The 25,907-nt window shown below is 72.0% G+C and carries 24 protein-coding genes; 15 read left to right on the top strand and 9 right to left on the bottom strand.

Annotation, left to right across the window (positions count from 1 at the left end; genetic code table 11):
• The first annotated feature begins 10 nt into the window (after positions 1–10).
• A complete protein-coding gene (locus ACWDEN_RS11020) occupies positions 11–1,207 on the top strand; it encodes a CaiB/BaiF CoA transferase family protein (RefSeq protein WP_351603562.1) in 1,197 nt (398 codons plus the stop codon).
• 121 nt (positions 1,208–1,328) lie between these two features.
• On the opposite strand, the gene ACWDEN_RS11025 is transcribed toward ACWDEN_RS11020, so the two are convergent.
• From ACWDEN_RS11025 to ACWDEN_RS11035, 3 genes are all read right to left on the bottom strand, one after another.
• The gene (locus tag ACWDEN_RS11025; protein WP_228618522.1) at positions 1,329–1,598 is read right to left on the bottom strand and encodes a hypothetical protein; all 270 of its coding nucleotides are present in this window, start codon (positions 1,596–1,598) and stop codon (positions 1,329–1,331) included.
• Positions 1,599–1,724: 126 nt separating this feature from the next.
• On the bottom strand, positions 1,725–2,555 hold the full coding sequence (locus ACWDEN_RS11030; protein WP_351603339.1) for an anti-sigma factor: 831 nt from the start codon (positions 2,553–2,555) through the stop codon (positions 1,725–1,727).
• Complete coding sequence (locus ACWDEN_RS11035; protein ID WP_351603337.1) at positions 2,552–3,094, bottom strand: sigma-70 family RNA polymerase sigma factor; 543 nt, start codon at positions 3,092–3,094, stop codon at positions 2,552–2,554. Before ACWDEN_RS11035 ends, ACWDEN_RS11030 begins: the two co-directional genes overlap by 4 nt.
• 221 nt (positions 3,095–3,315) lie before the next feature.
• On the opposite strand from ACWDEN_RS11035, the gene ACWDEN_RS11040 reads away from it, so the two are divergent.
• The 4 genes from ACWDEN_RS11040 to ACWDEN_RS11055 all read left to right on the top strand — a co-directional run bounded on the left by ACWDEN_RS11040 (position 3,316) and on the right by ACWDEN_RS11055 (position 9,756).
• The gene (locus ACWDEN_RS11040) at positions 3,316–4,875 is read left to right on the top strand and encodes a DUF4331 domain-containing protein (RefSeq protein WP_351603335.1); all 1,560 of its coding nucleotides are present in this window, start codon (positions 3,316–3,318) and stop codon (positions 4,873–4,875) included.
• Between the two features lie 94 nt (positions 4,876–4,969).
• Positions 4,970–6,619: a tetratricopeptide repeat protein gene (locus ACWDEN_RS11045; protein ID WP_450858434.1), complete on the top strand. Its 1,650-nt coding sequence runs from the start codon at positions 4,970–4,972 to the stop codon at positions 6,617–6,619.
• A gap of 29 nt (positions 6,620–6,648) precedes the next feature.
• Positions 6,649–8,070 carry a nickel transporter gene (locus ACWDEN_RS11050; RefSeq protein ID WP_450858464.1) on the top strand — a complete coding sequence of 474 codons (1,422 nt, stop codon included), beginning with the start codon at positions 6,649–6,651 and terminating at the stop codon, positions 8,068–8,070.
• Between the two features lie 60 nt (positions 8,071–8,130).
• Positions 8,131–9,756 carry a serine/threonine-protein kinase gene (locus ACWDEN_RS11055; protein ID WP_450858436.1) on the top strand — a complete coding sequence of 542 codons (1,626 nt, stop codon included), beginning with the start codon at positions 8,131–8,133 and terminating at the stop codon, positions 9,754–9,756.
• An 18-nt stretch (positions 9,757–9,774) separates the two neighbouring features.
• On the opposite strand, the gene ACWDEN_RS11060 is transcribed toward ACWDEN_RS11055, so the two are convergent.
• Positions 9,775–10,569 carry an SGNH/GDSL hydrolase family protein gene (locus ACWDEN_RS11060; protein WP_450858438.1) on the bottom strand — a complete coding sequence of 265 codons (795 nt, stop codon included), beginning with the start codon at positions 10,567–10,569 and terminating at the stop codon, positions 9,775–9,777.
• A gap of 240 nt (positions 10,570–10,809) precedes the next feature.
• Here ACWDEN_RS11060 and ACWDEN_RS11065 point away from each other — a divergent pair, with 240 nt between their 5' ends.
• The 5 genes from ACWDEN_RS11065 (at position 10,810) to ACWDEN_RS11085 (ending at position 18,027) form a co-directional block, all read left to right on the top strand.
• Positions 10,810–11,208 (top strand): hypothetical protein, encoded by a 399-nt coding sequence (locus tag ACWDEN_RS11065; RefSeq protein ID WP_450858440.1) that lies wholly within the window; start codon positions 10,810–10,812, stop codon positions 11,206–11,208.
• 407 nt (positions 11,209–11,615) lie between these two features.
• Positions 11,616–12,437: a glycosyltransferase family 2 protein gene (locus ACWDEN_RS11070; RefSeq protein WP_351610625.1), complete on the top strand. Its 822-nt coding sequence runs from the start codon at positions 11,616–11,618 to the stop codon at positions 12,435–12,437.
• On the top strand, positions 12,434–13,423 hold the full coding sequence (locus ACWDEN_RS11075; RefSeq protein WP_351610627.1) for a glycosyltransferase: 990 nt from the start codon (positions 12,434–12,436) through the stop codon (positions 13,421–13,423). Before ACWDEN_RS11070 ends, ACWDEN_RS11075 begins: the two co-directional genes overlap by 4 nt.
• A complete protein-coding gene (locus tag ACWDEN_RS11080; protein ID WP_450858443.1) occupies positions 13,416–14,216 on the top strand; it encodes a polysaccharide deacetylase family protein in 801 nt (266 codons plus the stop codon). The genes ACWDEN_RS11075 and ACWDEN_RS11080 overlap by 8 nt, the downstream gene beginning before the upstream one ends.
• Positions 14,209–18,027, top strand: a complete 3,819-nt coding sequence (locus tag ACWDEN_RS11085; RefSeq protein ID WP_351610632.1) for a lipopolysaccharide biosynthesis protein — start codon at positions 14,209–14,211, stop codon at positions 18,025–18,027. The genes ACWDEN_RS11080 and ACWDEN_RS11085 overlap by 8 nt, the downstream gene beginning before the upstream one ends.
• 15 nt (positions 18,028–18,042) lie before the next feature.
• Here the strand turns inward: ACWDEN_RS11085 and ACWDEN_RS11090 are convergent, their stop codons facing one another.
• Positions 18,043–19,461, bottom strand: a complete 1,419-nt coding sequence (locus tag ACWDEN_RS11090; RefSeq protein WP_351610634.1) for a GH39 family glycosyl hydrolase — start codon at positions 19,459–19,461, stop codon at positions 18,043–18,045.
• Positions 19,462–19,591: 130 nt separating this feature from the next.
• Between ACWDEN_RS11090 and ACWDEN_RS11095 the strand changes: the two genes are divergently transcribed.
• Positions 19,592–20,701, top strand: coding sequence for a DUF5925 domain-containing protein (locus ACWDEN_RS11095; RefSeq protein WP_351610637.1), 1,110 nt, complete (start codon positions 19,592–19,594; stop codon positions 20,699–20,701).
• Positions 20,702–20,716: 15 nt separating this feature from the next.
• The gene (locus ACWDEN_RS11100) at positions 20,717–21,487 is read left to right on the top strand and encodes a DUF72 domain-containing protein (RefSeq protein WP_351610640.1); all 771 of its coding nucleotides are present in this window, start codon (positions 20,717–20,719) and stop codon (positions 21,485–21,487) included.
• 3 nt (positions 21,488–21,490) lie between these two features.
• On the opposite strand, the gene ACWDEN_RS11105 is transcribed toward ACWDEN_RS11100, so the two are convergent.
• A complete protein-coding gene (locus ACWDEN_RS11105; RefSeq protein ID WP_351610642.1) occupies positions 21,491–21,859 on the bottom strand; it encodes a GntR family transcriptional regulator in 369 nt (122 codons plus the stop codon).
• 71 nt (positions 21,860–21,930) lie between these two features.
• On the opposite strand from ACWDEN_RS11105, the gene ACWDEN_RS11110 reads away from it, so the two are divergent.
• Together ACWDEN_RS11110 and ACWDEN_RS11115 are read left to right on the top strand one after the other, a co-directional pair.
• Positions 21,931–22,860, top strand: coding sequence for an N-acetyltransferase family protein (locus ACWDEN_RS11110; RefSeq protein WP_450858447.1), 930 nt, complete (start codon positions 21,931–21,933; stop codon positions 22,858–22,860).
• Positions 22,841–23,341 (top strand): DUF402 domain-containing protein, encoded by a 501-nt coding sequence (locus ACWDEN_RS11115; protein WP_351610648.1) that lies wholly within the window; start codon positions 22,841–22,843, stop codon positions 23,339–23,341. Before ACWDEN_RS11110 ends, ACWDEN_RS11115 begins: the two co-directional genes overlap by 20 nt.
• Positions 23,342–23,428: 87 nt before the next feature.
• Here the strand turns inward: ACWDEN_RS11115 and ACWDEN_RS11120 are convergent, their stop codons facing one another.
• Entirely contained in the window at positions 23,429–24,061 is a 633-nt protein-coding gene (locus tag ACWDEN_RS11120; RefSeq protein WP_450858449.1) for a class I SAM-dependent methyltransferase, read from the bottom strand.
• 112 nt (positions 24,062–24,173) lie between these two features.
• Here ACWDEN_RS11120 and ACWDEN_RS11125 point away from each other — a divergent pair, with 112 nt between their 5' ends.
• Positions 24,174–24,308: a hypothetical protein gene (locus ACWDEN_RS11125; protein WP_351610653.1), complete on the top strand. Its 135-nt coding sequence runs from the start codon at positions 24,174–24,176 to the stop codon at positions 24,306–24,308.
• Positions 24,309–24,321: 13 nt separating this feature from the next.
• Here the strand turns inward: ACWDEN_RS11125 and ACWDEN_RS11130 are convergent, their stop codons facing one another.
• Positions 24,322–24,780: a GNAT family N-acetyltransferase gene (locus ACWDEN_RS11130; protein WP_450858451.1), complete on the bottom strand. Its 459-nt coding sequence runs from the start codon at positions 24,778–24,780 to the stop codon at positions 24,322–24,324.
• A gap of 156 nt (positions 24,781–24,936) precedes the next feature.
• The gene (locus tag ACWDEN_RS11135; protein WP_450858453.1) at positions 24,937–25,650 is read right to left on the bottom strand and encodes a site-specific integrase; all 714 of its coding nucleotides are present in this window, start codon (positions 25,648–25,650) and stop codon (positions 24,937–24,939) included.
• Between the last annotated feature and the right edge of the window lie 257 nt (positions 25,651–25,907).

Here is a 25,907-nt window from a genome sequence, read left to right on the forward strand (position 1 = left end):
GGAACAGCCCATGGACAGCCAGCCCCTGCCTCTTGCGGGCATCACCGTCGTCGCCGTCGAACAAGCCGTGTCCGCGCCCTTCGCGACCCGGCAGCTCGCCGACCTGGGAGCCAGGGTCATCAAGGTGGAGCGCGTCGACGGCGGCGACTTCGCGCGCGGCTACGACACGGCGGCCCGCGGTCTCGCCTCGCACTTCGTGTGGTGCAACCGCGGCAAGGAGTCCCTGGCGCTGGACCTGAAGGACCCGCGCGGCCTGGATGCCGTGCGGCGGCTGATCGCCGACGCGGACGTGTTCGTGCAGAACCTCGCCCACGGGGCGGCGGCCCGGCTCGGTCTCGACGCGGCCACGCTGTGCGCGGCGCATCCGCGGCTGGTCGCCGTGGACATCTCCGGGTACGGCTCCTCGGGGCCGTACGCGGACAAGCGGGCGTACGACATGCTCGTGCAGTGCGAGGCGGGGCTCGTGTCGGTGACCGGGACGCCGGAGCAGCCGGTGAAGGCGGGCGTCCCGGCGGCGGACATCGCGGCGGCCATGTACGCGTTCTCGGGCGTGCTGGCGGCCCTCGTGCGGCGGGGGACGACGGGCCGGGGCGGGCCGGTGGAGGTGTCGATGCTGGAGGCGCTCGCCGAGTGGCTGGGGCATCCGCTGCACCATGCGATGCATGGAGGTGAGCCCCCGGCGCGCACCGGCCTCGCGCACGCCGTCATCGCGCCCTACGACGCCTATCCGACGGCGGACGGCGGGCGGGTGCTGCTGTCCGTGCAGAACGACCGGGAGTGGCGGCGGCTGGCCGAACAGGTCATGGGCCGCCCGGAACTGGGGACGGACCCGGCGTACGCGACGAACGCGTCACGGGTCGCGAACCGGGAGGAGACGGACGAGCTGGTGGCGCGGGCGCTCGGCGCGCTGGACGCCGAGGAGGCGCTGGCCCGGCTGGAGAAGGCCGGCATCGCCTGCGCCCGGCTGCGTGATCTGCACGAACTGGCCGGGCATCCGCAGCTGGCGGCCCGGGAGCGGTGGCGTGAGGTGGGTTCGCCGGTCGGGCCGCTGAAGGCGCTGCTGCCTCCCATCACGCTGCCGGGCGGGGACGAGGCACGGATGGGTGATGTGCCCGCGCTCGGGCAGCACACCGGGGCGCTGCTGCGTGCCGTGGGGATGACGGACGACGAGATCGCGGCGATGCGCCGGGACGGTGTGGCGGCCTGAGCGCCGGCGACCCGGAAGGGGTCCAGGGGCCGCGTGTGGCCGGGTCGGCGGCGGCTCGGTGGTGGCTCGACGGCCGGTCAGCGGCTGCTCGGTGGCCGGTCAGCAGCCGGCCGGCAGCCGCTCAGTGACCGCCGAACAGCGAGCGGCGCAGCCGGCGCAGCGGTGCGAAGAGGGAGACGCGGCTGACCCGCCTGCCCCGGTCGCTGCGCTGCTGTGCGGTGTCACGCGCCGTCAGCTCGCGCATCAGCGAGGTCGCCTCGACCGTCTCGCGCTGCGGTATGGCGGGACCCGCCAGCACCGACAGATGGCGGTCGAGGCGCGAACTGGTCGCGCTGCTGCCACAGGTGATCGCAGGGACCCTGGCCCTGCTGCGCACTGTTATCTGCTCCATGTCACTCCCCACCCGTACGAGTCCACCCGGCCCGGGCAGAGTAACCCTATCGCCCCAGGGGGGCACGCGTGTATCGCGTCCACGGGATTCACCTTCCCTGCAAGGAGGTTGACCATCCCACGTTGACTACTCTCCGAATCCGACCGATTTCAGGGTGAGTTGGACAATGGGCTGGCTGGTGGGCTGGGCTGAGCCACCGTCAGGCTCGACGGTTACGGCGAGTGACGTCGAGGAGGTGGCGAGACCTCTCGCGACCAAGGGCGTGTCGCCCGCGAGGAGCCCGAGGGAGCGCGGTTGCGCCCGGGGGCGCATGAGCCAGAGCTGGCGGACGCGGCCGGCGGGCGGGCTGCCGTATCCGCTGAGGGTGACGACCGCCTCTCCCTGCGAGGCGGAAGCGATCACTCCGATCGCGCGGCCCCGTGCGTCCTTGCTGGTGGTGGCGCGGGCGTCGGGCGCGGCCAGAACGTGGGCGATCTCACGTCCCCGGGCCTTCTCCGCGGTGAGCCGGTCCTCGGTGCGCTGCGCCTGCACGGCGAAGAGCGAGGCGACGACGAGGGCCGCCGCCGCGGTGGCCGTGGCGAACGGCACGAACAGGGGGCGCGTGCGGGGCGTACGGGTGCGTCCCGGCGGGGGCTGGGTGCCCCAGACGTGCGGCGGCAGCTGGGGCGTGCGCTCCCGGGCCGGTGCCTGGGCCTGGGTCCGGGCCTGCTCCTGCGGGATGGTGCGTACGGCGGCCAGCACGCGGCGGCGCAGGTCGGGGGGCGCGTGGGCGGCCGTGGACCAGGCGAGGCGCACCGCGTCCTCGGCCAGCTCCCGCACCTCGGCGGCGCACCGGTCGCAGCCCTGCAGGTGTTTCTCGAACCGGCGCCGCTCGCCGGGTTCCAGGGCGTCGAGAGCGTAGGGCGCGGCGAGGGAGTGCAGGTCCTCGCGGCGCAGCAGCTTGCCGAGGATGCTCATGCGGCGCCTCCCAGGCATTCGCGGAGCCGGGTGAGCCCGTCGCGCATCCGTGTCTTGACCGTGCCGAGCGGCAGCGAGAGCCGCTCGGCCACCTCACGGTAGGTGTAGCCGTCGTAGTAGGCGAGGGTCACGGACTGCCGCTGCAGGTCCGTGAGCCGGCGCAGGCAGCGGCGCACCCACTCGCGTTCCATGCCGGCCTCGACCTCCTCGGCGACCTGGTCGAAGGCGGGCTCCCCGCTGCGCAGGGCCTCCCGCTGCTCGCGTTCGCCGGCCGCGCGGGCGCTGCGCACCCGGTCGACGGCGCGGCGGTGGGCGAGGGTGAGGATCCAGGACAGGGCGCTGCCCCGGCCGGGGTCGTACCGGGCGGCCGAGCGCCAGGTCTCCAGCAGCACCTCCTGGGCGACCTCCTCGGACTGTGCCGGGTCACGCACCACCCGTCGTACGAGCCCGTACACCGGCCCGGACACCAGTGCGTACAGGTCCTCGAACGCCCTCTGGTCGCCGCCCGCGACGAGCACCAGCAGCTCGTCCGCCCGCATGCGGGCCCCCTCTCCGTGGCCGCAGCCGGCCCTTCCGCGCACCCCTCGCATCCGCACGTAGGCACACCTCCCGCGGGAGATACGGATCAGCGGGCCGAAAACGCGGGTCGGGACGGGCCCGAAGTTTTTTCCGCGGATTTTCTCCGTCCGACCAATCCGTCCGGCGGGCCCGCTCCGAAGACCCGTCCGTCAAAGGCAAGTTCGGCACTGAGGACGGACGCATGACACCTCTCTTCTCCAGGAGTCCCCTCTGCGGAAGCAACGGGGGACGTACGGGCCTGGCCGCGCTCCTGTGCGGTGCGCTGGCGGTCGGAGGGCTCGCGGCCGCCGGCGTCGCCACGCTGGAACCCGGGGCGGCCTCCGCCTCCTCCCACCGGGAGGCCCCGCTGATCTCGGGGACCCCGCAGTACGACAACACCGACCTGTACGCGTTCGTCAGCCCGGACAAGCCCGACACGACGACGATCGTGGCGAACTGGATCCCGTTCGAGGAGCCGGCGGGCGGGCCGAACTTCTACACCTTCGCCGACGACGCCCAGTACGACATCCATGTCGACAGCAACGGTGACGCGCAGGACGACATGGTGTTCCGCTACACGTTCAAGACGCACACCAGGAACGGCAACACGTTCCTGTACAACACGGGTGCCGTGAAGAGCCTCGACGACCCCAACCTCAACGTCACGCAGACGTACGACATCGATCTGATCCGGCTGAAGCACGGGCGCGAGGCGTACAGGACCAGACTCGCGGACAAGGTGCCGGTGGCACCGTCGGACGTCGGCAAGGCGTCCATGCCGGACTACGGCAAACTGCGCGCGCAGGCCGTGTACAAGACGGCCGGCGGCGCCGCGACCTTCGCCGGGCAGGCGGACGACCCGTTCTTCGCGGACCTGCGCGTCTTCGACCTGCTGTACGGCGGGAACCTCAGCGAGGTCGGCCGGGACACCCTGAAGGGCTACAACGTCAACACCATCGCCCTGCAGGTGCCGAACGACCTGATCCGGGAGTCGGCGGGGCAGCCGGTCGTCGGCATCTGGTCCACCACCCAGCGCCGCAACGCGCAGGGCTACTACACACAGGTCTCCCGCCTGGGCAACCCCCTGGTCAACGAGGTGGTGAACCCACAGAAGGACAAGGACAGGTTCAACGCCTCGCAGCCCGCGTACGACGCCCAGTTCCTGAAGAACGTCACCCACCCCGAACTGCCGAAGCTCATCGAGTCGATCTACAAGATCAAGGCGCCGAGCGAGCCGCGCAACGACCTGGTCGACGTGTTCCTGAAGGGCGTCAAGGGCCTCAACCAGCCCCCGAACGTGCGCCCTTCGGAGGAACTGCGCCTGAACACCTCCATCAAGCCGGCCATGCACCCCAAGCGGCTCGGCGTCCTCGACGGCGACAACGCGGGCTTCCCGAACGGGCGCCGGCTCACCGACGACGTGGTCGACGAGGCACTGCAGGTCATGGAGGGCGAACTGGTCGGCTCCAAGAACGACTTGGGCGACGCGGTGGACCAGAACGACAAGGGCTTCGAGAAGTACTTCCCGTACGTCGCCGAGCCCACCTCGGGTTCACGCGGCCCGCTCGCCAAGGGCACGACGGCGGGCACGGACGTCCGCAGCCAGCTGGGCGACGCCCTGCAACCGGCCGGGTCCTCCGGTGGCTCCGGTTCCGGCAACACCGTGCTGATCGCCGCGTCGGCGGCCTCGGGCGCGGCCGGAATCCTGCTCCTCGGCACCGCCGTGGGCTGGTGGCGCCGGCGCATACGCCGCCCGTACTGACCCCCGCCCCCACCCAGACCGGCGCGGCCCGCATCTTCCCCTCCCCCACGGCGGGCCGCGCCATCCGACACGACCGAGGCACGCAGGAGACGGCATGGGCCCGCGCAGACAGGACGACGACGCCATGGACGGGCGGAAGGGCAGCACAGGGCTGAAGGGCGACAGCGAGCGGAAGAACGGCGCCGGGCAGGAGGCGATGGACGGGCGGGCGGGCAGCGTCGACGACCGCGCCACCCCCGGCCGCGCAGAGCCCGCCGTCAGCGGCTCCGGCTCCCCCTCCGCCGAGGACATCACCCACCGCCCCGCAAAACCCTCACCCGCCGACTCCCCGCAACCCGCGCCCGATGAGCCCTCGGAGGCGCCCTCCGTCGTCTCCGGCCCCGACCAGCGCGTGGCGGCCGTTCGGCGGTTCGCCGCTGCGGGGCGGCGGTGGCGGGGCGCGCAACTCGTGGGGTGCGCCGCCCTGTTGGCGGTCGCGCTGACCGGCGGGGCCATCGCCCTGGGGGCCGGTCGGGCGCCCGTCACCGTGCCGGCGGCCTCCGCCGCCGTGGACCCCGGGGTGCTCGGCGGCGGTGACCTGGACGCGAGCATCGCCGCTCTCCAGGCGCATCTGCGGACCCAGCCCAAGGACTCCGGAAGCTGGGCGACGCTGGGCCTGGCCTACGTCGAGCAGGCGCGGACCAAGGGCGATCCCGCCCGCTACCCGCAGGCGGAGCGGGCGCTGAGCCGCTCCCTCGCGCTGGCCCCGGACAACGACCAGGCGCTGGCCGGCCGCGCCGCCCTCGCCGCCGCCCGGCACGACTTCAAGGACGCCCTGGCGTACGCGGACCGGGCGCTGCGGCAGAACCCGTACAGCGAGCGCGCGCTGTCCTCCCGCATCGACGGCCTGGTCGAACTCGGCCGGTATGCGGAGGCGTGGAAAGCCGCCGAGACCGCCGACACACGCAAACCGGGGGTGCCGGTCTTCACGCGGTACGCGTATGTGCATGAGCTGCGAGGCGACGTGGCGACCGCACGCCGGGTACTCGAGCAGGCACTGGCGGGCGCCACGTCGCCCGGCGACATCGCGTACGTGGCCGCCCAGCTCGGCCAACTCGCCTGGAACCAGGGCGATTACCGGACCGCCCTCGCGTACTACGCCCGTGCACTCGCCGCCGACGACACCTACCTGCCCGCGCTGGAGGGCCGGGCGCGGGCGCAGGCGGCGAGCGGGGACCGCGCCGCGGCGATCAAGGGGATGGAGACCGTGGTGTCCCGGTATCCGCTGCCGGGTCCGCTGGTCGAACTGGGCGAGCTGTACGAGGCGCGGGGCGCGGCCGGCGACCAGGCGCGGGCGCGGCGGCAGTACGCCCTCGTGGACGCCTGGATCGCCCTGGCCAAGGCCAACGGAGTCAACGCCGACCTCGACACCGCGCTGGCCGCCGCGGACCACGGCGACAAGGCGGCCGCCCTGCGCGCGGCCCGCGCCGAATGGGCCCGCCGGCACACCGTGCACACCGCGGACGCGCTGGCCTGGGCGCTGCATGTGAACGGCCGGGACGCCGAGGCGCTGCCGTACGCCCGCCAGGCCACCGCCACCGGTTACCGCAATGCCGCCTTCCTGTACCACCGCGGCGTGATCGAGCTGGCCACGGGCGACCGCCCGGCCGGCCGCGCCTCCCTCACCGCGGCCCTGCGCCTGAACCCCGGCTTCTCCCCGCTCGGCGCGGCCGAGGCCCGCACGGCCCTGGAGGCGACGAAGTGAAGCTCCGCCTCCCCTTCCTGCTCCTCGCCATGAGCGCGCTCGCGCTGCTGCCGGCCGGCCCGGCGAGCGCGCATCCGCTCGGGAACTTCACCGTCAACCGCTACGACGGCCTGGTCGCCGCTCCCGGGCAGCTCCGCATCGACCATGTGGAGGACCTCGCCGAGATCCCGGCGACCCAGGCCGGGCCCGACCTGCAGCGGCTGGGCACGGCGCAGTGGGCCCGGCAGCGGTGTGCGCGGGCCGCCGAGGACAGCAGGCTCACGGTCGACGGCCGTACGGCCACGCTGACCGCCGTCGGCTCCTCGGCGCGACTGCGTCCCGGTCAGGCCGGGCTGCACACCCTCCGGGTGGAGTGCCGGCTGACCGCCCCGCTCCCCCGCGGCGCCACCGTGACCCTCGGCTTCCACAGCGCGGAGGCCACCGGCGGACCCGGCTGGCGGGAGATCACCGCACGCGGCGACCGGATGACACTGACCGGGACCGACGTACCGGGGACATCGGTCTCGCACGAACTGACCACGTATCCGAAGGACTTGCTGTCCTCGCCGGCCGACACCACCACCGCCTCCGTACGCCTGCGCCCCGGCGGCCCGGCCCTCGCCGAGGAGCGGCAGGCCGAACCGGGGGCCGCGATCCTGCCGCGGGGCGCCGACCGCTGGACCCGCGCGCTGGACGACCTGGTGGCCCGCCACGACCTCACCGTCGGCTTCGCCGCGCTCGCGCTGCTCGTCGCGGTCGTCCTGGGCGCGATGCACGCGCTCGCGCCGGGCCACGGCAAGACCCTGATGGCCGCGGCAGCGGCGGCCCGCGGGGGCCGGGCGAGGCTTCGGGACGTACTGCCGCTGGCCGCCTCGGTCACCGTGACCCACACCCTGGGCGTGGTCGCCCTGGGCCTGCTCGTCACCGCCGGTTCCGCCGCCACGCCCTCGGTGATCGCCTGGCTGGGCATCGCCGGCGGGGCCCTGGTGCTGGCGGCCGGCGCGAACCTCGTACGGAGGGTGTGGCCGACCCGCCACCCTCACCCCCATCCCGGGCACACCCACAGCCACGGGGGCCACACGCACACGCACACGCACGGGGGCCACACCCATACCCACCCGACCGCCCCCACCCTCCGCGGCACCCTCCTGCTCGGCTTCGCCGGCGGCCTGGTGCCCAGCCCCTCCGCCGTCGTGGTGCTCGTCGGTGCCGCCGCGCTCGGGAAGGCCTGGTTCGGGCTGCTGCTCGTCGTGGCCTACGGCGCCGGGCTCGCGCTGACGCTCACCGCGGCCGGGTTCGCCGTGGTGCGGCTGGGTTCCGGGGTGAGCCGGGTGCTGGAGCGGCGTCCGCGCTGGACCGCCCACCCGGTGACCGGGCTGGTGCGCCGCTCCGTACCGCTCGCGTCCGCGCTGGTCGTCATGGCTCTGGGCGCCGGTTTGGTGCTCAAAGGGGCCGCATCCGCCCTCGGCTGAGCTAACTTGGGGTGAATCACGCGACGGGGAGAAATCACACGACTTGCCTTGGGGGCGCCCGTGTCCGAAGAGCCGGGCCGCGAACGTGTGATCGCGGGCCGCTACCGTCTGCTGTCCCCGCTGGGCGAGGGCGGCATGGGCACCGTGTGGCGCGCCCGCGACGAGGTGCTGCACCGCGAGGTGGCCGTCAAGGAGGTGCGGGCCCCGGCCGGGCTGCCTTCCTCCGACGTGGAGCGGATGTACGCGCGCCTGGAGCGGGAGGCGTGGGCGGCGGCCCGGGTCGCCAACCGCAACGTGGTCACGGTGTACGACGTGGCCATGGAGGGCGGCCGGCCCTGGATCGTGATGGAGCTGGTGCGCGGGCTGTCGCTCGCCGACCAGTTGGAGGCGGAGGGTCCGCTGTCGCCGCAGCGGGCGGCGCACATCGGTGCCGAGGTGCTGTCCGCGCTGCGGGCCGCGCACGCCGCCGGGGTGCTGCACCGGGACGTGAAGCCGGCCAATGTGCTGCTCGCCAACGACGGCCGGGTGGTGCTGACCGACTTCGGGATCGCCTCGGTCGAGGGCAGCTCCGCGCTGACCATGACCGGTGAGGTGATCGGCTCACCCGAATTCCTCGCTCCCGAGCGGGCGTTGGGGCGGACACCGGGGCCGGAGTCGGACCTGTGGTCGCTGGGCGTGCTGCTGTACGCGGCGGTGGAGGGCGTCTCACCGTTCCGGTACGACACCCCGATCAGCACCCTGCGTGCCGTGGTGGACGAGGAGTTGCCGCCGCCGCGCCGGGCCGGTCCGCTGGCTCCGGTCATCGAGGGGCTGCTGCGCAAGGACCCCGCCGAGCGGCTGGACGGCGAGCGGGCGGAACACGAGCTGCGGATCATCGCCGCGGGAGGCACGCCCCGGGCGGCCACGCTGCCGGTGCCGCCGTACACCGCCCCGACGGTCGCCGCCCCGTACCGGCAGCCCTCCCCCACCCCGCCGCCGCCCGTCTCCGGCGCCACGGCGCCCATGGCGCCCACGGCGTCCACGGGCTCCGACGCGCCGCGGCGCGGCCGGCGGGCGGGCGCGGTGCTGGTGGCGGGCCTGCTCGTCGTCGCGCTTGCGCTGGCGGGGCTGACGTACGCGCTGCTGAACCTGAACCACGGCGGCGGTCAGGGGAGCGCGGGCGGGGGCACCCGGGCGAGCGGCGGCGCGGGGACGCCGACCGCGCACGGCAGCACCGGCTCGGGCACGACACCGCCGCCGTCGCCGAGCGGCAGCACGTCGTCGAGCGCACAGCCGGCGCAGTCCGTGGAGGTCACCGTGGCCGGCGCGCACACGACGTACTCCGGGAGCTGTCCGCCGCCGGACGGGCAGACACCGTCGTTCACGGCGACGTTCACGGTGGGGAGGCTGCCCGCGCAGGTGGAGTACCGGTGGGTGACGACCCGCGGCTCGGTGTCCGACCCGGGGTGGCACACGCTGTCGTTCCCGGACGGCGGCGGGAAGAGCCGGCAGGTGCGGGTGACCCTGGCGGTGTACCGCGGCAGCGGGACGACCGCGGACCAGATCAGTGTGAAGGTGCGCGCTCCCGTGCAGACCACGTCGAACGCGGTCCCGTTCTCGGTGGGCTGTACGACGGGCACGGCGACGGAGACCCCGTCGGGCGGGGCCTCCGCTTCGGCATCGGGCTCACCGACGAGTTCACCCTGAGGGGCGAGCCCGTTCGGGTCACGCGTTGTTGGTGAACACCGGCAGATAGCCGCCGGAGTGGCCGGCCGCGGTGGGGTGGTACGACTCGCTGATGTCGAGCCAGTTGACGCTGTGCAGCCACGAGTCGCCGGAGCAGATCTCGTGAGTGGAGAAGGCGGTGCGGACGTCGCCGAAGACGAACCCGTGGGCCTGGGCGCGCTTCTGGATGGCGGCGTCGATGTAGTCGGCCGCGCCGTTGATCGCGGACCGCTTGGTGTCGGAGAGCCCGAGGCAGGTCTGGCCCAGCAGGTAGAAGCGGGGGTAGCTGAGCACGACCACCCGGGCGCCCGGAGCCTTGGCGCTGATCGCGTTGTAGACGGTGTCCAGCTTGCCGGGGAGCGTGGAGTCGACGTACGCCTTCGCGGTGTTGATCCGGTCGATGCAGGCGCTGTCGGACTGGATCACACAGGTCGTCATGACGTCGGAGAAGCCGGCGTCGTTGCCGCCGATGGTGATGGACACCAGTGAGGTCGAGGAGCTGAGCGAGCCGAGCTGGCCCGCCATGACATCGTCCGTCGTCGCGCCCGAGCAGGCGTTGAACGCGAACGAGGACGGGCTGTGGGCGACGTTCCACAGGTACGGGTACGCCTTGGTGCTGCGGTCGCAGGAGCCGCTGGAGCTGATGTAGCTGCCCGCGCCGACTCCGGAGGAGTAGGAGTCGCCGAGGGCCACATAGCCACCGGTGGCGGCGGTCGCATGGCCGGCCCCGGTGAGACCGAGGCCGGCGGCGAGGAGGAGCGAGGTAACGAATCCGGTAAGTCGGGAACGTCTCATGGAACCTCCCTTTAGCAGGATCTCTGCCACAACTGTCGTAGCAACTACGCGTGTTGACGGGAAGTGTTCATGCCAAGACTTTTGGGGTCTCAACAGGATCAACGCGAAACGTTCACCGCTCATCTATTGCATGGACATGCCAGTTCTGTTGACGGTTCGACAACCACCGTCTTGACGACCCCACATGAACTGCGCCACATTGAAGCCCGGCATCCGGCGCGTCGGGGGGCAAAGTCGGTCATGCAGACCATACGCATCAAGACATCTTCATTGCCGCTGCTCGCGGGAGCCGCGACCGCCGTCGCGGGGTTCGGCGCGCTGCTCGCTCTCATCGACTCCGCTTCTCCGCTGCGCGGCCCGTGCACCCTGTTCTTCCTGATCACGGCGCCGGCCGTGGCGCTCGCCGCGGCGCTGCGCGGGCTGGATCCCTTCGGCCGGGTGCTCTGCGCGCTTGCGGGGTCGGTCGTCGTCAACATGCTGGTTGCCCAGGGCATGCTCGCGGTCCACCGCTGGTCGGTCCGCGGCGGGGTGGTCGCGGTGACCGTGCTGAGTCTGCTGCTCCTGCTCCTGGTCCTGATCCGGGAACGAATTTCCGGAAAACGCACACAAACCCGAGCAGCAATGGCCAAAGTTGTGTAACGGCCAAACCAACAAAACTGTGAGGCAGTCCCCCAGGGGTTGCCTTTCGGGTTCAATCGTCAATAACGTCGTACAACTCACCCGCACCGGCACGTCGGCACACGGCTCCAGGGGAGGGCTCAGGGCCGCGGCGTCCACCGGCGCGGGGCGCGGTAGGGGGGTGCCGTACTCGGTGACCGCAACTGTGACCGAGTCGTGCCGCGCGACCGGCTGCCGTTCTTCTCCGGCATACCGGCCAGCTTTGCCAGCTCATCGACATACACGGAGATCAGTTCCGAGATCGATCCCGAGATCGGTTCCGACATCGGTTCCCCGTGCCGAAGATGAGAAGAACCCCCCTTTCGAACCGGACACAGAGCCGGGCCGCCCGGGGGTGGGCGGTCCACCGGACGAGAGGGAAAAGACTCATGAGTTCCGTCCTGCGCCCGCCGAGTTCGGGCCAAGATCCTTTAATCGCCGCGCACTACCGGCCGATCTCCTCTCACCTGGCGATCACGCCGCCGGTGAGCGTGGTGATTCCCGCCATGAATGAGGCGGAGAACCTGCCCTACGTCTTCAAGACCCTTCCGGACTGGATACACGAAGTCGTCCTGGTGGACGGCAATTCCACGGACGACACCGTCGAAGTGGCCCGGTCCCTGTGGCCGGACGTCAAGGTCGTGGAACAGCGGGGCAAGGGCAAAGGGGATGCCCTGATCACCGGGTTCGAGGCCTGCAGCGGCGACATCATCGTGATGGTCGACGCGGACGGCTCCGCCGACGGCAACGAGATCGTGTCGTACGTCTCCGCCCTGGTCTCCGGCGCCGACTTCGCCAAGGGCTCGCGCTTCGCCAACGGCGGCGGCACCGACGACATGACCTTCATCCGCAAGCTCGGCAACTGGGCGCTGTGCACGGTCGTCAACCGCAAGTTCGGCGCCCGCTACACCGACCTGTGCTACGGCTACAACGCGTTCTGGCGGCACTGCCTCGGCAAGATCGACCTCGACTGCACCGGCTTCGAGGTCGAGACGCTGATGAACATCAGAGTGGTCAAGGCCGGCCTGAAGGTCCAGGAGATCCCCAGCCACGAGTACCTCCGCATCCACGGCACCAGCAACCTGCGGGCCGTGCGCGACGGGTTCCGGGTGCTCAAGGTCATCCTCAAGGAGCGCTCCAACCGGCGCGAACTGCGCCGCCAGGAACACCACTCGCCGATGCTCGACGCGGTCCGGGGAGAGGTGTCTTGAGAGATCCCGGCATCTCCGTCGTGATCTGCGTGTACACCGAGGACCGCTGGGAGGACATCCTCGCGGCGGTCTCCTCGGTGCGCGCGCAGTCGTACCCGGCGCTGGAGACGCTCCTGGTCGTGGACCACAACCCGGCCCTGAAGGACCGGCTGGAGCGCGAGTACAAGGAGAGCGCGGGCGTCCGGGTGCTGGCCAACGCGGGCCCCCGCGGCCTGTCCGCCGGCCGCAACACCGGTATCGCCGCCTCCCACGGCGAGGTCATCGCCTTCCTGGACGACGACGCCGTCGCCGAACGCGACTGGCTGCGCCGCTTCGCCGAGGGCTACGCCGACCCGCGCGTCATGGCGGTCGGCGGCCGTACGGTGCCCGTCTGGGCGTCGGGCCGGCGGCCGGCCTGGTTCCCGGAGGAGTTCGACTGGGTGGTGGGCTGCACCTACAAGGGGCTGCCGCCGGGCCGGGTCCGAGTGCGCAACGTCCTCGGAGGAAACGCTTCCTTCCGGCGTACGGCGTTCGAGGCGGCGGGCGGCTTCGCCACCGGAATCGGCCGCGACGGCGACCGCCGCCCGCTGGGCTGCGAGGAGACGGAGCTGTGCATCCGGCTCACCCGGGCCCGCCCCGACGCCGTCCTGCTCATCGACGACCGCGCGGTGATCCACCACCGGGTGCCCGAGCCCCGCGAGCACTTCGCCTACTTCCGCACCCGCACCTACGCCGAGGGCCTGTCCAAGGCGCTGGTCGCGAAGAGCGTCGGCGCGGACAAGGGCCTGGAGTCCGAACGCCGGTACGCCACCAGGGTGCTGCCCGCGGGGGTCGCCCGTGGCCTGCGGGACGCCCTGCTGGCCCGGCCGGGCGGCGCGGGACGCGCGGGCGCGATCGTCGCCGGGGTGCTGAGCGCCGCCGGCGGCTACGCGCTGGGCAGCCTGCGGGCGCGGCGGGGCGGTACGACGTTCTCGGTGGCGCCGATCGAAGGGGGAACAGGTGAGTGACACGCCCGTACCGATCCTCATGTACCACTCCGTCGCCACCGCGCCCAACGACGCCACCCGCGCCCTGTCGGTCGCGCCGGAGGCCTTCGCCGAGCAGATGGCGCTCATCGGCGACCTGGGCCTGACCCCGGTCACCACCGCCGACCTCGCGGCCCGCTGGCGCTCCGGCCGCCCGCTGCCCGCCCGGCCGGTGCTGATCACCTTCGACGACGGCTACGAGGGCGTGCACCGGCACGGGCTGCCCGTCCTCACCAAGAACGGCTTCCCCGCCACCCTGTTCGTCTCCACCGGCTGGATCAGGGGCGCGTACGACACCGGGGGCGGCCTGGACGCCATGCTCGACTGGCCGCAGGTGCGCGAACTGGCCGCCGCCGGCGTCGAGATCGGCGGGCACAGCCACACCCACCCACAGCTCGACCAGCTGGGCGACGAGGCGCTGCGCACGGAACTGGCCCGCTGCACGGAGCTCGTCCGGGACGAACTCGGCGCACGACCGGTGTCGTTCGCCTACCCCTACGGCTACTCCGACCGCAGGGTCCGCCGGGCCGTGCGCGAGGACGGGTACGTCCAGGCCCTCGCCGTCGGCAACGCCCTCGCCCGCCGCCGCCAGGGGCCGTACGCCCTGCAGCGGGTCACGGTCCGGCGCTCCACCGGCGTGGAGGAGTTCGAGCGGCTGCTCCACGGCCGCGCCGTCGCCCGCACCTTCGCCAGGGACCGCGCCCTCACCAAGGGCTACGCCCTCGTCCGCAGAGCCCGTCAGGTCCGCCGGAAGGCCATCCGTTCCCGTGTCTGACACGACGACCACGACCGAGTCCACGACGACCGGCGCCGAGCCGCCCCACAAGTCCGGGCGCCGCCTCCGGCTGCCCGGCACCGGCCGGTCCTCCGACGGCAGCCCGCTGTTCCGCAACGCCTACGCGCTGATGCTCAACACCGGCATCTCCGCCGTGCTCGGACTGGGCTTCTGGCTGGCCGCGGCGCGCTACTACTCCGAGTCGGCGGTCGGGCAGGGCTCGGCCGCCATCGCCGCGATGAAGTTCCTCGCCGGGCTGACCGCGGTGACCCTGACCGGCGCCCTGGCCCGGTTCATCCCGGTGGCCGGGAAGCGCACCGGAACCCTCGTCTTCCGTACCTACGCGGGCAGTTCCCTGCTGGTGGCGGTCGCGGCGGGCGTCTTCCTGCTGACCCTGGACACCTGGGGGCCGTCGTACCGCTTCCTGCACGGGACGGTCAACGGGCTCGGCTTCATCGCGGCCGTCATCGCCTGGAACGTGCTCACCCTGCAGGACGGTGTGCTGACCGGACTGCGCAGCGCGACCTGGGTGCCGGTGGGCAACACCGTGTTCTCGGCCGTGAAGCTCGCCCTGCTCGTCGCGTTCGCCGCCGCCATCCCGACCACCGGTGTCTTCGTCTCCTGGGTGGCCGCGATCGCCACCTCGGTGGTGCCGCTGGGCTGGCTGGTGTTCCGCCGGCTGGCACCCCGGCACGTCAGGGCGACCGAGGGACGCGCCGAGCCGCCGACGCTGAAGCAGGTCGGCCGGTTCCTGGCCGGGGACTACACCGGCTCGCTGTTCTCCCTCGCGGTGATCTACCTGGTTCCGGTGATCGTCGCCTCGCAGGTCAGCTCGGCGGAGAACGCGTACTTCTACATCGCCACCACCATCGGCGGCACGACCGACCTGCTCGCCATCAACATGGGCGCGTCCCTCACGGTCGAGGGCTCGCACGACCCGGCACGGCTGGCCGCCTACACCCGAGCCGCGCTGAAGCGGATGGCCCGGATCATGCTGCCCATCGCGGCCCTGTGGATCATCGGGGCGCCGTGGATCCTCGGCGTGTTCGGCACGGGCTACGCGCACGCGGCGACCCCGCTGCTGCGCTGGCTGGCGGTCGGCTCGATGCTGCGGGTCGTGATCGAGACGTACTTCGCGGTGCTGCGCGCCCGCAGCCGCACCGCCGGACTCGCCTGGCTCCAGGGCCTGTTGTGCGCCCTGACGCTGAGCCTGACCCTGCTGCTCCTGCCCCGGATGGGGCTGACCGGCGCGGGCCTCGCCGAGGCAGCCAGTCTCGCGCTGATCGCCGCGCTCGCCGCGCCGAGGCTCTGGAGGACGATCCGGACCGCGTCCGACGCCGTGTCCGACTCGGCGGCGCCCGACGGGGACCTCGCCGACCTGGGAGCACCTGAGGTCCCGGCCTCCGCCCCGGCGCGCCGGCACAGCCCGGCCTGGGCGCTGGACTCCGACACCCTCGCCCTCGGCATCCATGTCGACTTCGACCACGTGGAGCGCCGGCCGGACGTCCGCCCGGGCCCCGGCACCCCGCCCGCCGGTACGCCGGTGCCGCCGCCGGCGCGTACGGTCGGTCTTCCGGTGGAGGAGAGGACGCCCGGCACCGAGGCCTCACTCGGCCCGGCGGAGGCCGAACTGCTGCGGGAGGCCGAGGCGGCGGAGGTCGACGCGCCCTTCACGGCGGAGGAACTGGACGCGTCCGTCGGGAGGATCGACTCCGTGGCAGGGATCGACGCGCCCGGCGCGCAGGCCCAGGGGGACACCGCCGAACGGGACGCGCCCGTGTCGCTGCGGCAGCGGCTGCTGCCCACCCGTACCGGTGTCGTCCTCGGCTGTCTGCTGATCGCCGCGCTGCTGCTGTACTGGGTGCCCGCGCTCCGGCTCGGCGAGGCCGACCTGGACCGGATGGGCGGGCTCGGGCTGGTCTCGGTGCTGCCGCTGCCGACGCTGGTCGGAGCGGCCCTGCTGGTGATCGTCTTCGCTGTGCTGCTCTGGCTGCGCCGCGAGCACCGGACGCTGCTGCTGCTCACCCTGGTGGCGACGGTCGTCTCGCTGCACGCGCTGCCCGCGGTGATCGAGACCGAGCCGCGGTTCCCGACGGCCTGGCAGCACCTGGGCTTCATCGACTACATCGACCGCACCGGGTCCGCCGTACCGGACCTGGACGCCCGCTGGAGCTGGCCGGGCTTCTTCGCGGTGGCCGCGTTCGTCGGCCGGGCCTGCGGGGTCACCGACTTCACCGAGGTCATCCGCTGGTGGCCGACCGCCGTCCAGCTCGCCTGTCTGGCACCGATGTTCCTGCTCACCCGGTCGCTGCGGGCGAGCTGGCGGGCGAAGTGGACCGGGGTCTGGCTGTTCGTGCTGTGCGGCTGGGTCGGCCAGGACTACTTCTCCCCACAGGGCTTCACCTACCTCCTGTACCTGATGTTCGTGGCGATCCTGCTGGTCTGGTTCCGCCCGCCGCGGGTGATCTGGACGAGGTTCCGTCCGGGCGAGGCCGAGGTGGAACCCGCCGACCGCAGCCGGCGGGCGGTGCTCCTGCTGGTGCTGATCGGCCTGTACGCGGCGAGCGTGCCCGCACACCAGCTCACCCCGTTCGTCATGCTCGGCGTGCTCGCTGCTCTGGTCCTGCTCGGCCGGTCCGAACTGCGCGGACTGCCGCTGCTGTTCGCGGTGCTGGTCGCGGTCTGGGTGGGCTTCATGGCCGAGCCGTACTGGTCGGGGCACTTCAACGACCTGTTCGGCGGGGTCGGCGGGGTCGGCAGCAATGTCTCCACGTCCGTCTCCGGCCGGATCCAGGGCGGCAGTTCGACCCACAAGCTGGTGCTGTACACCCGGGTGCTGCTGGCCGGCTCGGTCATGGCCCTCGCCTGCTGGGGCTGGTGGCGCCGGCGCTTCCACCGCTACCGCGAACGCTCGCTGCTGGTGCTGACCTTCGTGCCGTTCCTGGGCTTCGGCATGCAGTCGTACGGCGGTGAGATGGCGCTGCGCGTCTTCATGTTCGCGGTGCCCGGCGCGGCCCTGCTCGGCGCCCTCGCCCTCTTCCCTCGCACCGGCGTCACCGCGCAGGAACGCGAGAAGGACCGGGTGAGCCTCGCCCCGCTGGCCGCGCTGCTGGCCGGGCTGCTGCTGATGGGCGGGTTCCTGGTGGCCCGCTGGGGCAACGAGCCGTTCGAGCGCACCCGCCCCGGCGAGGTCGCGGCCATGAACTGGGTGTACGCCCACGACAAGCCGACTCTGCGGCTGCTGTGGCCGACCCAGGACACGGTCAACGACGTGACCCCGGCGATGCCGTGGGGGGCGAAGGACATGGAGCGGGTGAACTATGTGCCGACGCTCGCGCCGACCGACCCGGTGCTGGTGTCGGGCCTGGTCAAGGCGCTCAAGGACGCCGGCCCGAACTCGTATCTGATGGTCAACAAGAGTCAGGTGACCTATCTGCAGCTGGACGCGGGCTACTCCGCGACCTGGGAGCCCCGGCTGCTCGAGAACCTGGACGACCGGCAGGAGCTGACGAAGGTCCTGGTCAACGACGACGTCACGGTGTTCGCCCTGCGCAGGCAGCCGGCCGGCCCGGTGCCGGAACCGCACCCGGGGCCGATCGGGCCGCAGGTGACCTGGACCCCGTGGTCGGTGGTCGGCGCCCTGGCCGCCGTCGTCCTGCTCCTGCTGCTGGCCGCGCGGGAGGTCGTACGGGTCGCGCTGCGGCCCGGTGTACGCCAACTGCGGCTACTGCAGGGCACGTTCTGGTTCTCACTGCCGCTGCTGGCGGTGGTGCTGGCCTCGCTGGTGCAGCGGTTCCTGACCATGAAGTGAGGGTGGCTCGGCCGATCAGCGGTCGAGCCACTTCACCTCGTACGGTCGCATGTCGAACCGCTTGCCGTCGATCTGGGCGCTGATGGTCCGGTTCTGCGTGTTGACCACGAGGACGGTCCTGTCGCTCGCCAGGACGCGGACGTCGGGCACGTCATCGGCCGCCACGGACACGTTCTCGTACCGCGTCCCCGGCGGGAACGCCTTGGCGAACCGGGACACCAGACCGTACATGGGCAGGGCCGTGCCGCCGCCCGCGCTGTCGGTGGGCGTCCACAGACAGCCGGCGCAGTCGGTGCCCGTCTTCTCCTCCGGGTTCCAGTAGAAGCCGGACTCCGCGCCGCCCCTGACCATGGCGATCATCCCGGTGGCCTGTACGGCGACACGGTGCGGCTCGGTCCAGCCCTTGCGGTCGTCGTTGCCGTCGCCGGGCTCCACGTAGTACTCGGCCCACCACAGCGGCAGCCCGTGGGTCTGCTGCCGTACCCACGCGCTGACCGCCGTCAGTTTGTCGGTGGCCGCGAACTCGTTGGGCAGCATGTCGTCGTCGTGGGTGTAGCTGGAGCCGTCGACCACGGTGAAGTCGGCGCCCGCCTTGTGCGCGTTCCAGTAGGAGAAGGCGTCGAGCACCCGCCGGTCCATGGCGCCCCAGGGCCCCTTCAGGGCGGTGGAGGCGTTCTGGTCACGCGGGTCGACGCTGTCCATCACCAGGTAGGGCCCGCCGACCATGATGTCCTTGTCGACCTTCTTCAGCGCCTGGTACACGAGGTTGTACATCCTGGTGTAGCCCTCGTAGTCCCAGCGTGACCTGGCGTCGTTCCAGAAGCCCTTGAACTCGTTCCAGACGATGAAGTGCTTCACGTCCGGGTAGCGCCGGGCCACGGTGGCGGCGAGATCGGCGAAGTCCTGGTAGTGGTCGGGGGTGGGCGCCGTCTCCAGGGCGGCCCGGCTCCAGTCCGTGTTCCCGACCCCGGCCCTGCCGCCCTTCATCCAGTCCGGGGAGCAGCACAGGGTGATCACCGGGGTGCCGCCGGAGGCGCGCATGAAGTCGACACGGCGGTCGAGGGCACCGAAGTCGTAGCGCCCCTCGACCGGTTCGGGATTGTCCGCGCCCCAGCCCATGATGTGCTGGTTCTGCGCCAGCCCGGCGTTCTGCCCGAGCAGTTGCCGCACGCGCGCGGTCGCCGCGCCTGCGCCCTCGTCGGCGCTGTACTGGGTGTGGGTGAAGCCCCAGCCGACGTACGGCTCCGGTTTCGCGCGGGGACTGGCGGGGGTGCCGTGCACCTTGTCGCCGTCACGTATGGTGCCGGCCGTGCTGGGCCCGCCGGACAGCGTGCCGAACAGGGTCACGGCCAGGGCCAGCGCGGCCGCACCCACACCGAGCAGGGCGGTGAGCCGCCACCGCCGAGTATCCGAATCCCACCCATGACGTCCCATCAAGGACAACAGTAACGGCGGAAGCAGCGCCTCCGTCAGGACTTGGGAACACCCGGAACAGTCGTGGAACACCCGGAACAAGTGGAGGAAATGCCGTGCGCGGAGCCCACCGGTGGCGGATCATGGCCGCATGTCTGCGAACCCACACGACGCTCTGCCGATCCGGCTCCACGTCGACGACTCCGACTCGCCGTCCGACGTCGTCGACGCGCTGTTCCTCGGCCGCTTCGCGACGGGCGAGCAGCCGTACTCGCACGCGGCGAACATCGACCGCGTCCGCACCGGAGCGACCCTGCTGCCCGACGGCGCCCGTGTGCTCAGGGTCGCCCGCGACGAGGACCGCAGCGCCACCCTCGCCGAGGGCGACGGCTGGACCCTGCTCGTCTCCCGCTGGAACCGCGGCGCGGACGTCACGGTGACCGCGACCAGCGCCGAACTGGCCAAGAACGTCCTCGAGCTGGCCACGGACGGCGCCGCCGACGAGCCCGAGCCACAGCCCGAGAACGTCACGATGGGCTTCTGGTACGTCTCCCCCCGGCGCGGCCCGCACCGCACCACCCGGCAGATCTCCGCGGGCACCTGGGACGAGGTCCGGCCCAACTACACGGCACCGGTGGCGGAGGCCATGGACCGCCTGATGAAGACGACCCCGCAGGACATCGCGGGCCGGCTGCTCCTCCTCCACGGCCCTCCGGGCACCGGCAAGACCTCCGCCCTGCGCACGCTGGCCCGTTCCTGGCGCGACTGGTGCCAGGTCGACTGCGTCCTGGACCCCGAACGCCTCTTCTCCGACGTCGGCTATCTGATGGACATCGCGATCGGCGAGGAGGACACGGCGGGCAAGGGCCGCTGGCGCCTTCTTCTGCTGGAGGACTGCGACGAGCTGATCCGCGGCGAGGCCAAGCACACGGCGGGCCAGGCCCTGTCCCGGCTGCTGAACCTCACCGACGGCCTGCTCGGCCAGGGCCGCAACGTCCTGGTCGGCGTCACCACCAACGAGGACCTGGAGCGTCTGCACCCGGCCGTGGTCCGCCCCGGCCGCTGCCTGGCCCGCATCGAGGTGGGCAGGCTGACCCACCGGGAGGCGGTGAACTGGCTGGGCAGCGACGCCGACGGCCGGGAGGAGGCCATCGGCCGGGAGGGGGCGACGCTGGCCGAGCTGTTCGCGCTGCGCCGGGGCACGGCACCGACCTCGGTGCCGGGGGCACGGGACGGCGCGGACGCGGGGCTGTACCTGTAGTGCTTTGATGGTGCTGTGACCTTGTTCGTCGGCACCTCAGGGTGGCAGTACAAGGACTGGCGGGACCTCGTCTACCCGGCCGGGGTCCCGGCACGGCTGTGGCTGGAGGAGTACACGCGCCTCTTCGCTACGGTGGAGATCAACAACGCGTTCTACCGCCTGCCGTCCCGCGAGAACTTCGAGGCGTGGCGGGACCGGGTCCCGGAGGACTTCACGGTCGCGGTCAAGGCCAGCCGCTATCTGACCCACATCAAGCGCCTGAAGGACCCCGGGGAACCGGTTCACCGCCTGATGAGCCATGCGGCGGGTCTCGGCGACCGCCTGGGACCGGTCCTCCTCCAGCTCCCCCCGACCCTGCGCGCCGACCCCGCGCTCCTGGACGCCTGCCTGGCCTGCTTCCCGCCCGGTACGCGGGTCGCGGTCGAACCGCGCCACGACTCCTGGTGGACGGGACAGGTCCGGGACGTGCTGTCAGGCCGGGGCGCGGCCCTGTGCTGGGCGGACGTCCTGGCCCGCCCCGTCACCCCGCTGTGGCGCACCACCGACTGGGGCTACGTCCGCTTCCACCAGGGCCGCGCCCACCCCTGGCCCCGCTACGGCAAGCGGTCCCTGGAGACGTGGGTCGACCGCATCGCCACGACCTGGGAGTGGGGGGAGGACGTGTACGCGTACTTCAACAACGATCCGGGGGGTGCGGCGGTGCGGGACGCGGTGACGTTCGGGAGAGCGGCGGGACGGGCGGGGTTGCGGGTGACACGGATCCCGGAGCCCGCGAGAGTCCGGTGACCCTCAGGCCCCGTAGGCCGCCCGCAGGGCATCCCGCACGGCGGCCAGCGCCTCCGGCTCCCCCAGCCCCAGCCGCCGCACCCGCTCCGCGTACGCCTGGGCGGCCAGGGAGGCCTCGCGTTCCGCGGCCGAGCCTGCGGCAGCCACGAAGGTTCCGTTGCGGCCCCGCGTCTCGATCACCCCGTCGCTCTCCAGCGCCCGGTACGCCTTGGCCACCGTGTTCACCGCGAGGTTCAGGGACTCGGCCAGCCCCCGCACGGTCGGCAGCCGGTATCCCACCGGCAGGGCCCCGGACCGCGCCTGCTCGGAAATCTGCGCTCGCACCTGCTCGTACGGGGGCGCGCTGTCATCGATGCGGATCTTCAGGCTCACGGGCCGATTGTCCCGCACCCGCCGGAAAATCGGAGGCATCCCCGGCACGCCTGCGCCTACGGTGCCTACCCATGACAGTGATCGTGCGCGACCTGCGACCCGACGTCCCGGCCGACACCGAGGGCTTCGCCCAGGTCCGCCATCTCGCCCTGCCCTACATCCTGTTCACCTCGGACTCGGTCCGCCACAACGCCGCCCACATGCCCCCCGAGGCCCGCTACCGCCCGCTGGTCGCGGAGGAGGACGGCGAGATGATCGGCACCGCCCAGGTCCATCTGGCCCACGACAGCGCCGAGCCGGGCCAGGGCCTGCTGAACATCTACGTGCGGCCGGACCGGACCGGTCGCGGCGCCGGCGGGCTGCTGCTGCGGGCGGCCGAGGAGTACCTCGCCGCCCTGGGCGCGACCAGGCTGCTCAGCTGGGTCCTCGACGAGCCGGCCAACCGCGCCTTCGCGGAACGGCACGGCTATCGCGGCAGCCGGTCCGCCCACTTCCTCCGCCTCGACCTGGCGGACGCCGGCCTCCCCGCTCTCCCGCCGATCCCGCCAGGCGTCGAGCTGCGCACGGCCGCGGACTTCGCGGACGACCCGCGGCCGCTGTTCGAGCTGGACGCGGAGACCATGCTGGACGAACCGGGCGACGTCGACTTCGAGTACACGGACTACGAAGCCTGGATCGAGCAGTACTGGAAGCATCCGCATCTGGACCGCGAGCTGACGGTGGCCGCCTGTGCCGACGGCCGTCCGGTCGCCTTCAGCGTGGTCTACACCGACGGGGGCACCCGCTACTTCACCGCGATGACCGGCACCGCGCGCGCCCAGCGGGGCCGCGGCCTGGCCAAGCTCGTCAAGACCCACTCCCTGCACCGGGCCCGTGCCGCCGGGTTCCGGGAGGCCTTCACGGGCAACGACACCGGGAACGGCCCGATGCTCGCGGTCAACAAGTGGCTCGGGTACGAGATCTGTGCGGCGGAGGTGCGCTATGTCCGCGAACTCGGCTGAACCGGCGGCCCGGCTGGACGTCGTCCTGGTCAAGGCGGGCCGGACGAAGATCCGTTACCCGGCCGAGCTGCTCGGCGACGACGGCACCCGCGTCGCCGTGCGCGCGCCCTGGGCGGGTTCCGGCGTCCGCGACTTCGGCTTCGTCCGCTTCGAGGCGGGCGATGTCTTCACCGAGTACTACTGGCGCAACCGCTGGTACTCGGTGAAGGAGGTGCGCGCCGCCGACGGCTCGGTCAAGGGCTGGTACTGCGACGTCACCCGCCCGGCGGTCCGCACCGGCGGTGAACTGGTCGTGGAGGACCTGGACCTGGACCTGTGGCGCTCCGCCGACGGCAGGGACGTACGGCGACTGGACGAGGACGAGTTCGCGGAGAGCGGGCTGTCGCGGACGGACCCGGAGGCCGCGTCCGCCGCGCTGGCCGCCCTGGACGAGCTGGAGGCGCTGGCCCGCGCGGGCGGCTTCGAGGAGTTGCTCTGCTGACACCCGCGGCCACCGCGCGCCCGGCAAGCCCACCTCACGCCCGGCACAGGCCACCGCACAGCGGGCGACTGCCCCCGGCCCCCGCTCTCACACCCGCGCCACCACCGCGTACCGCTCGTCCGTCACGGCCTTCCCCCACAACACCGGGTCGCCGGACAGGCGCTCGACGCGCACGTCCGGGCACAGCGGTGCGAGCAGCGCGGTGAGGCGGTCGGCGGGTATGCCGACGGGGTGCAGGGTGCCCCAGACGCCCTCCACCAGGACGAAACGGCCTCCGGGGCGCAGCAGGTCCCGCCAGTGCCGCAGGACCCGGCCGGGCTCCGGCAGGGTCCAGAGCACATGCCGTACGAGGACGACGTCGAAGCGCTGCTCCCCCACCGGCGGGGTGGCGGCCTCGCCTCGCAGGACCACCGCGTCGCGCCCGGCGAGTTTGGCGCGGGCCCGCTCGGCCATGGCCGGGGACGAGTCGACGCCGGTCACCCGGTGTCCCTGTTCGGCCGCGAGGAGCGACAGGCTGCCGGTGCCGCAGCCGAGGTCGAGGACGTCGGCGGGGCGCTCGGGCAGCCAGGAGCGGAGCCGGTCGGCCCAGGCCGCACGGGTCCCGGGGTCGCGCAGGCCGTGGTCGGGCTCGTCGTCGAAGGCGGCGGCCTCGGCGTCCCAGTCGATGTCGTCGGTGTCCCGGGTACCCGCCGCGACCGTGTCGTCGTTCACGTTCGTCATGCCCAAACAGTGACAGCCGCCACTGACAACCCGGCTCCGATGAGGAACTCTCGCCAAAAGCGTCTACCACCGTGACGACACGGAAACCCGGTAGGCACTGAAGGAGGCAGTCATGCGCCGCGCAACTGTGCAGAAGCCCCTGAAGAGGACGGACGGCCGCCGGATCCGCGACGAGGCGGAGGAGCGCCCCTCCGGGCGCCCGGAAGTGCGCAAGGACATCGCCCGCACCTGGTGGCCCGACGGCTGAACCGCCGGGGCCGTCAGTCCAGCCACTTGCGGTAGTGGATCCGGTCGTAGGGCCCGTCGACACGGCGTTCGACGACCTCGTATCCGTACTTCGGATAGATTTTCCGGTTCTCCCACATCATCGCGTTCGTGTAGAGCCTGATCTCGCCGAGTCCCAGCTCACGCGCGCGTGCGTCGACGAACTGCAGCAGCCGCCGTCCGACGCCCGTGCCGTGGGCCTCGGGGCGGACGGCGATGCTGTCCAGGAAGAGATGGCCGGCGAACGCCTCGATCACGACCAGCCCGTCGACGGGCTCTCCCGTGACGAACACCCGGCCGGCGGCCACGTTCGCGGCGTGATCCGCCTCCATGGGCTGCGGCACCACCCCGATGCGCGCGATGTAGTGCCGGTAGGCCGCGTCGGTCACGGCCTTGACGGCCGGTACGTCGTCGGCGACGGCCGGCCGGACGCGCTGCGGGCTCTCTTCGATCATGGGCGCACGCTATCTGCCTGAGCGCAGCCTGAGCACGCCCTTAACGGCACCATAAGAGCCCAAAGGCCCCTCGGAACAGCGTTTGCGCAGTTCAGAGACGGGCCTTGGGGGCTCTTCTAGCCTTGGGGAGCCAAACAGGGAGCCACGGCGGCGAAATCAGTGGCTGTCTGGAGACTCATCCTCGACCACGTCGTCATCGTCCCCAAAGATGTCATCCATGGCCTCCGCGCCCTCGGAGATGACCGGTCGGAGTTGCTTCCGATAGACCCTCTCGGTCGTTCCGCTGCCGTTGTGTCCAACGAGACGAGAGATGACTTCGATAGGGATCCCGTGGTCCGACAGCACGGACACGAAGCTTGTCCGTAGCTCACGCGGAGTCCACTCCTTCGGGTCCTCGAAACCAGCCTCCTTGAGCAGAGTCCTGAAGTTCCGGCGCACGTTCAAGGCACTGCGGAGTCCACCAGTCTCCGTCGGGAAGACCAGTCGCTCATCGGTCCACTCATCGCCGGCCGCGAGGCATGCAGCCTGTTCGCGACGCTTGTGAGCCCTCATGACGGTGACGGTTTGCTGCGGCATGGCCAGCGAGCGTCTGCTCTTCCGGGTCTTCGTATCGCCATGCCGGCGTACCGAGCGCCACACGTCCACGTGCGGCTTCTCCCTTCCTGAGCGTGTCAGGTGAACATGGGACCAGGTCAGGGGCCGTGCCTCCTCCGGCCGAACCCCCACGAGTAGCGATAGGACCACGTAGGCGTGGATCCACGTGCCTTCCTTCGCACGAAGAACTGCCGCGCCCTGCTCCAAGGAGAGTGACTTGCTCGGCCGCCCTCCTCGCCCCTCCGGTACATCGACCAACTCAGCGACGTTGCGCACAGCCCTACCTCGCCTCTGAGCATGGCTGATCGAGCGTCGAAGGACCGAGTGCACCATCTTCAGGGACTGGGTTGCGAGAACCTCGGCCTCAGCCTCCAACCACTCATCCAGCTCGTCAGCTTCGAGGTCACGCAGCTTGCCCTTACCCAGTTGAGGGATGAGGGTCTGCTGCAGTTTCGGGTGACAGGTTGGGTCACGCGGCTCGGAGGGCCGGTGTGGTCATGACGGTCTCGTATTCGACGGGGGTCAGGCGGCCG

The sequence above is a fragment of the Streptomyces sp. NPDC001153 genome (assembly GCF_053598315.1).

Coding starts and splice junctions, on each gene's coding strand:
- ACWDEN_RS11020 (WP_351603562.1), top strand. CDS start 11: ATGGACAGCCAGCCCCTGCCTCTTGCGGGCATCACCGTCGTCGCCGTC.
- ACWDEN_RS11025 (WP_228618522.1), bottom strand. CDS start 1,598: ATGGAGCAGATAACAGTGCGCAGCAGGGCCAGGGTCCCTGCGATCACC.
- ACWDEN_RS11030 (WP_351603339.1), bottom strand. CDS start 2,555: ATGAGCATCCTCGGCAAGCTGCTGCGCCGCGAGGACCTGCACTCCCTC.
- ACWDEN_RS11035 (WP_351603337.1), bottom strand. CDS start 3,094: ATGCGGGCGGACGAGCTGCTGGTGCTCGTCGCGGGCGGCGACCAGAGG.
- ACWDEN_RS11040 (WP_351603335.1), top strand. CDS start 3,316: ATGACACCTCTCTTCTCCAGGAGTCCCCTCTGCGGAAGCAACGGGGGA.
- ACWDEN_RS11045 (WP_450858434.1), top strand. CDS start 4,970: ATGGGCCCGCGCAGACAGGACGACGACGCCATGGACGGGCGGAAGGGC.
- ACWDEN_RS11050 (WP_450858464.1), top strand. CDS start 6,649: ATGAGCGCGCTCGCGCTGCTGCCGGCCGGCCCGGCGAGCGCGCATCCG.
- ACWDEN_RS11060 (WP_450858438.1), bottom strand. CDS start 10,569: ATGAGACGTTCCCGACTTACCGGATTCGTTACCTCGCTCCTCCTCGCC.
- ACWDEN_RS11065 (WP_450858440.1), top strand. CDS start 10,810: ATGCAGACCATACGCATCAAGACATCTTCATTGCCGCTGCTCGCGGGA.
- ACWDEN_RS11070 (WP_351610625.1), top strand. CDS start 11,616: ATGAGTTCCGTCCTGCGCCCGCCGAGTTCGGGCCAAGATCCTTTAATC.
- ACWDEN_RS11090 (WP_351610634.1), bottom strand. CDS start 19,461: ATGGGACGTCATGGGTGGGATTCGGATACTCGGCGGTGGCGGCTCACC.
- ACWDEN_RS11095 (WP_351610637.1), top strand. CDS start 19,592: ATGTCTGCGAACCCACACGACGCTCTGCCGATCCGGCTCCACGTCGAC.
- ACWDEN_RS11110 (WP_450858447.1), top strand. CDS start 21,931: ATGACAGTGATCGTGCGCGACCTGCGACCCGACGTCCCGGCCGACACC.
- ACWDEN_RS11115 (WP_351610648.1), top strand. CDS start 22,841: ATGTCCGCGAACTCGGCTGAACCGGCGGCCCGGCTGGACGTCGTCCTG.
- ACWDEN_RS11120 (WP_450858449.1), bottom strand. CDS start 24,061: ATGACGAACGTGAACGACGACACGGTCGCGGCGGGTACCCGGGACACC.
- ACWDEN_RS11125 (WP_351610653.1), top strand. CDS start 24,174: ATGCGCCGCGCAACTGTGCAGAAGCCCCTGAAGAGGACGGACGGCCGC.
- ACWDEN_RS11130 (WP_450858451.1), bottom strand. CDS start 24,780: ATGATCGAAGAGAGCCCGCAGCGCGTCCGGCCGGCCGTCGCCGACGAC.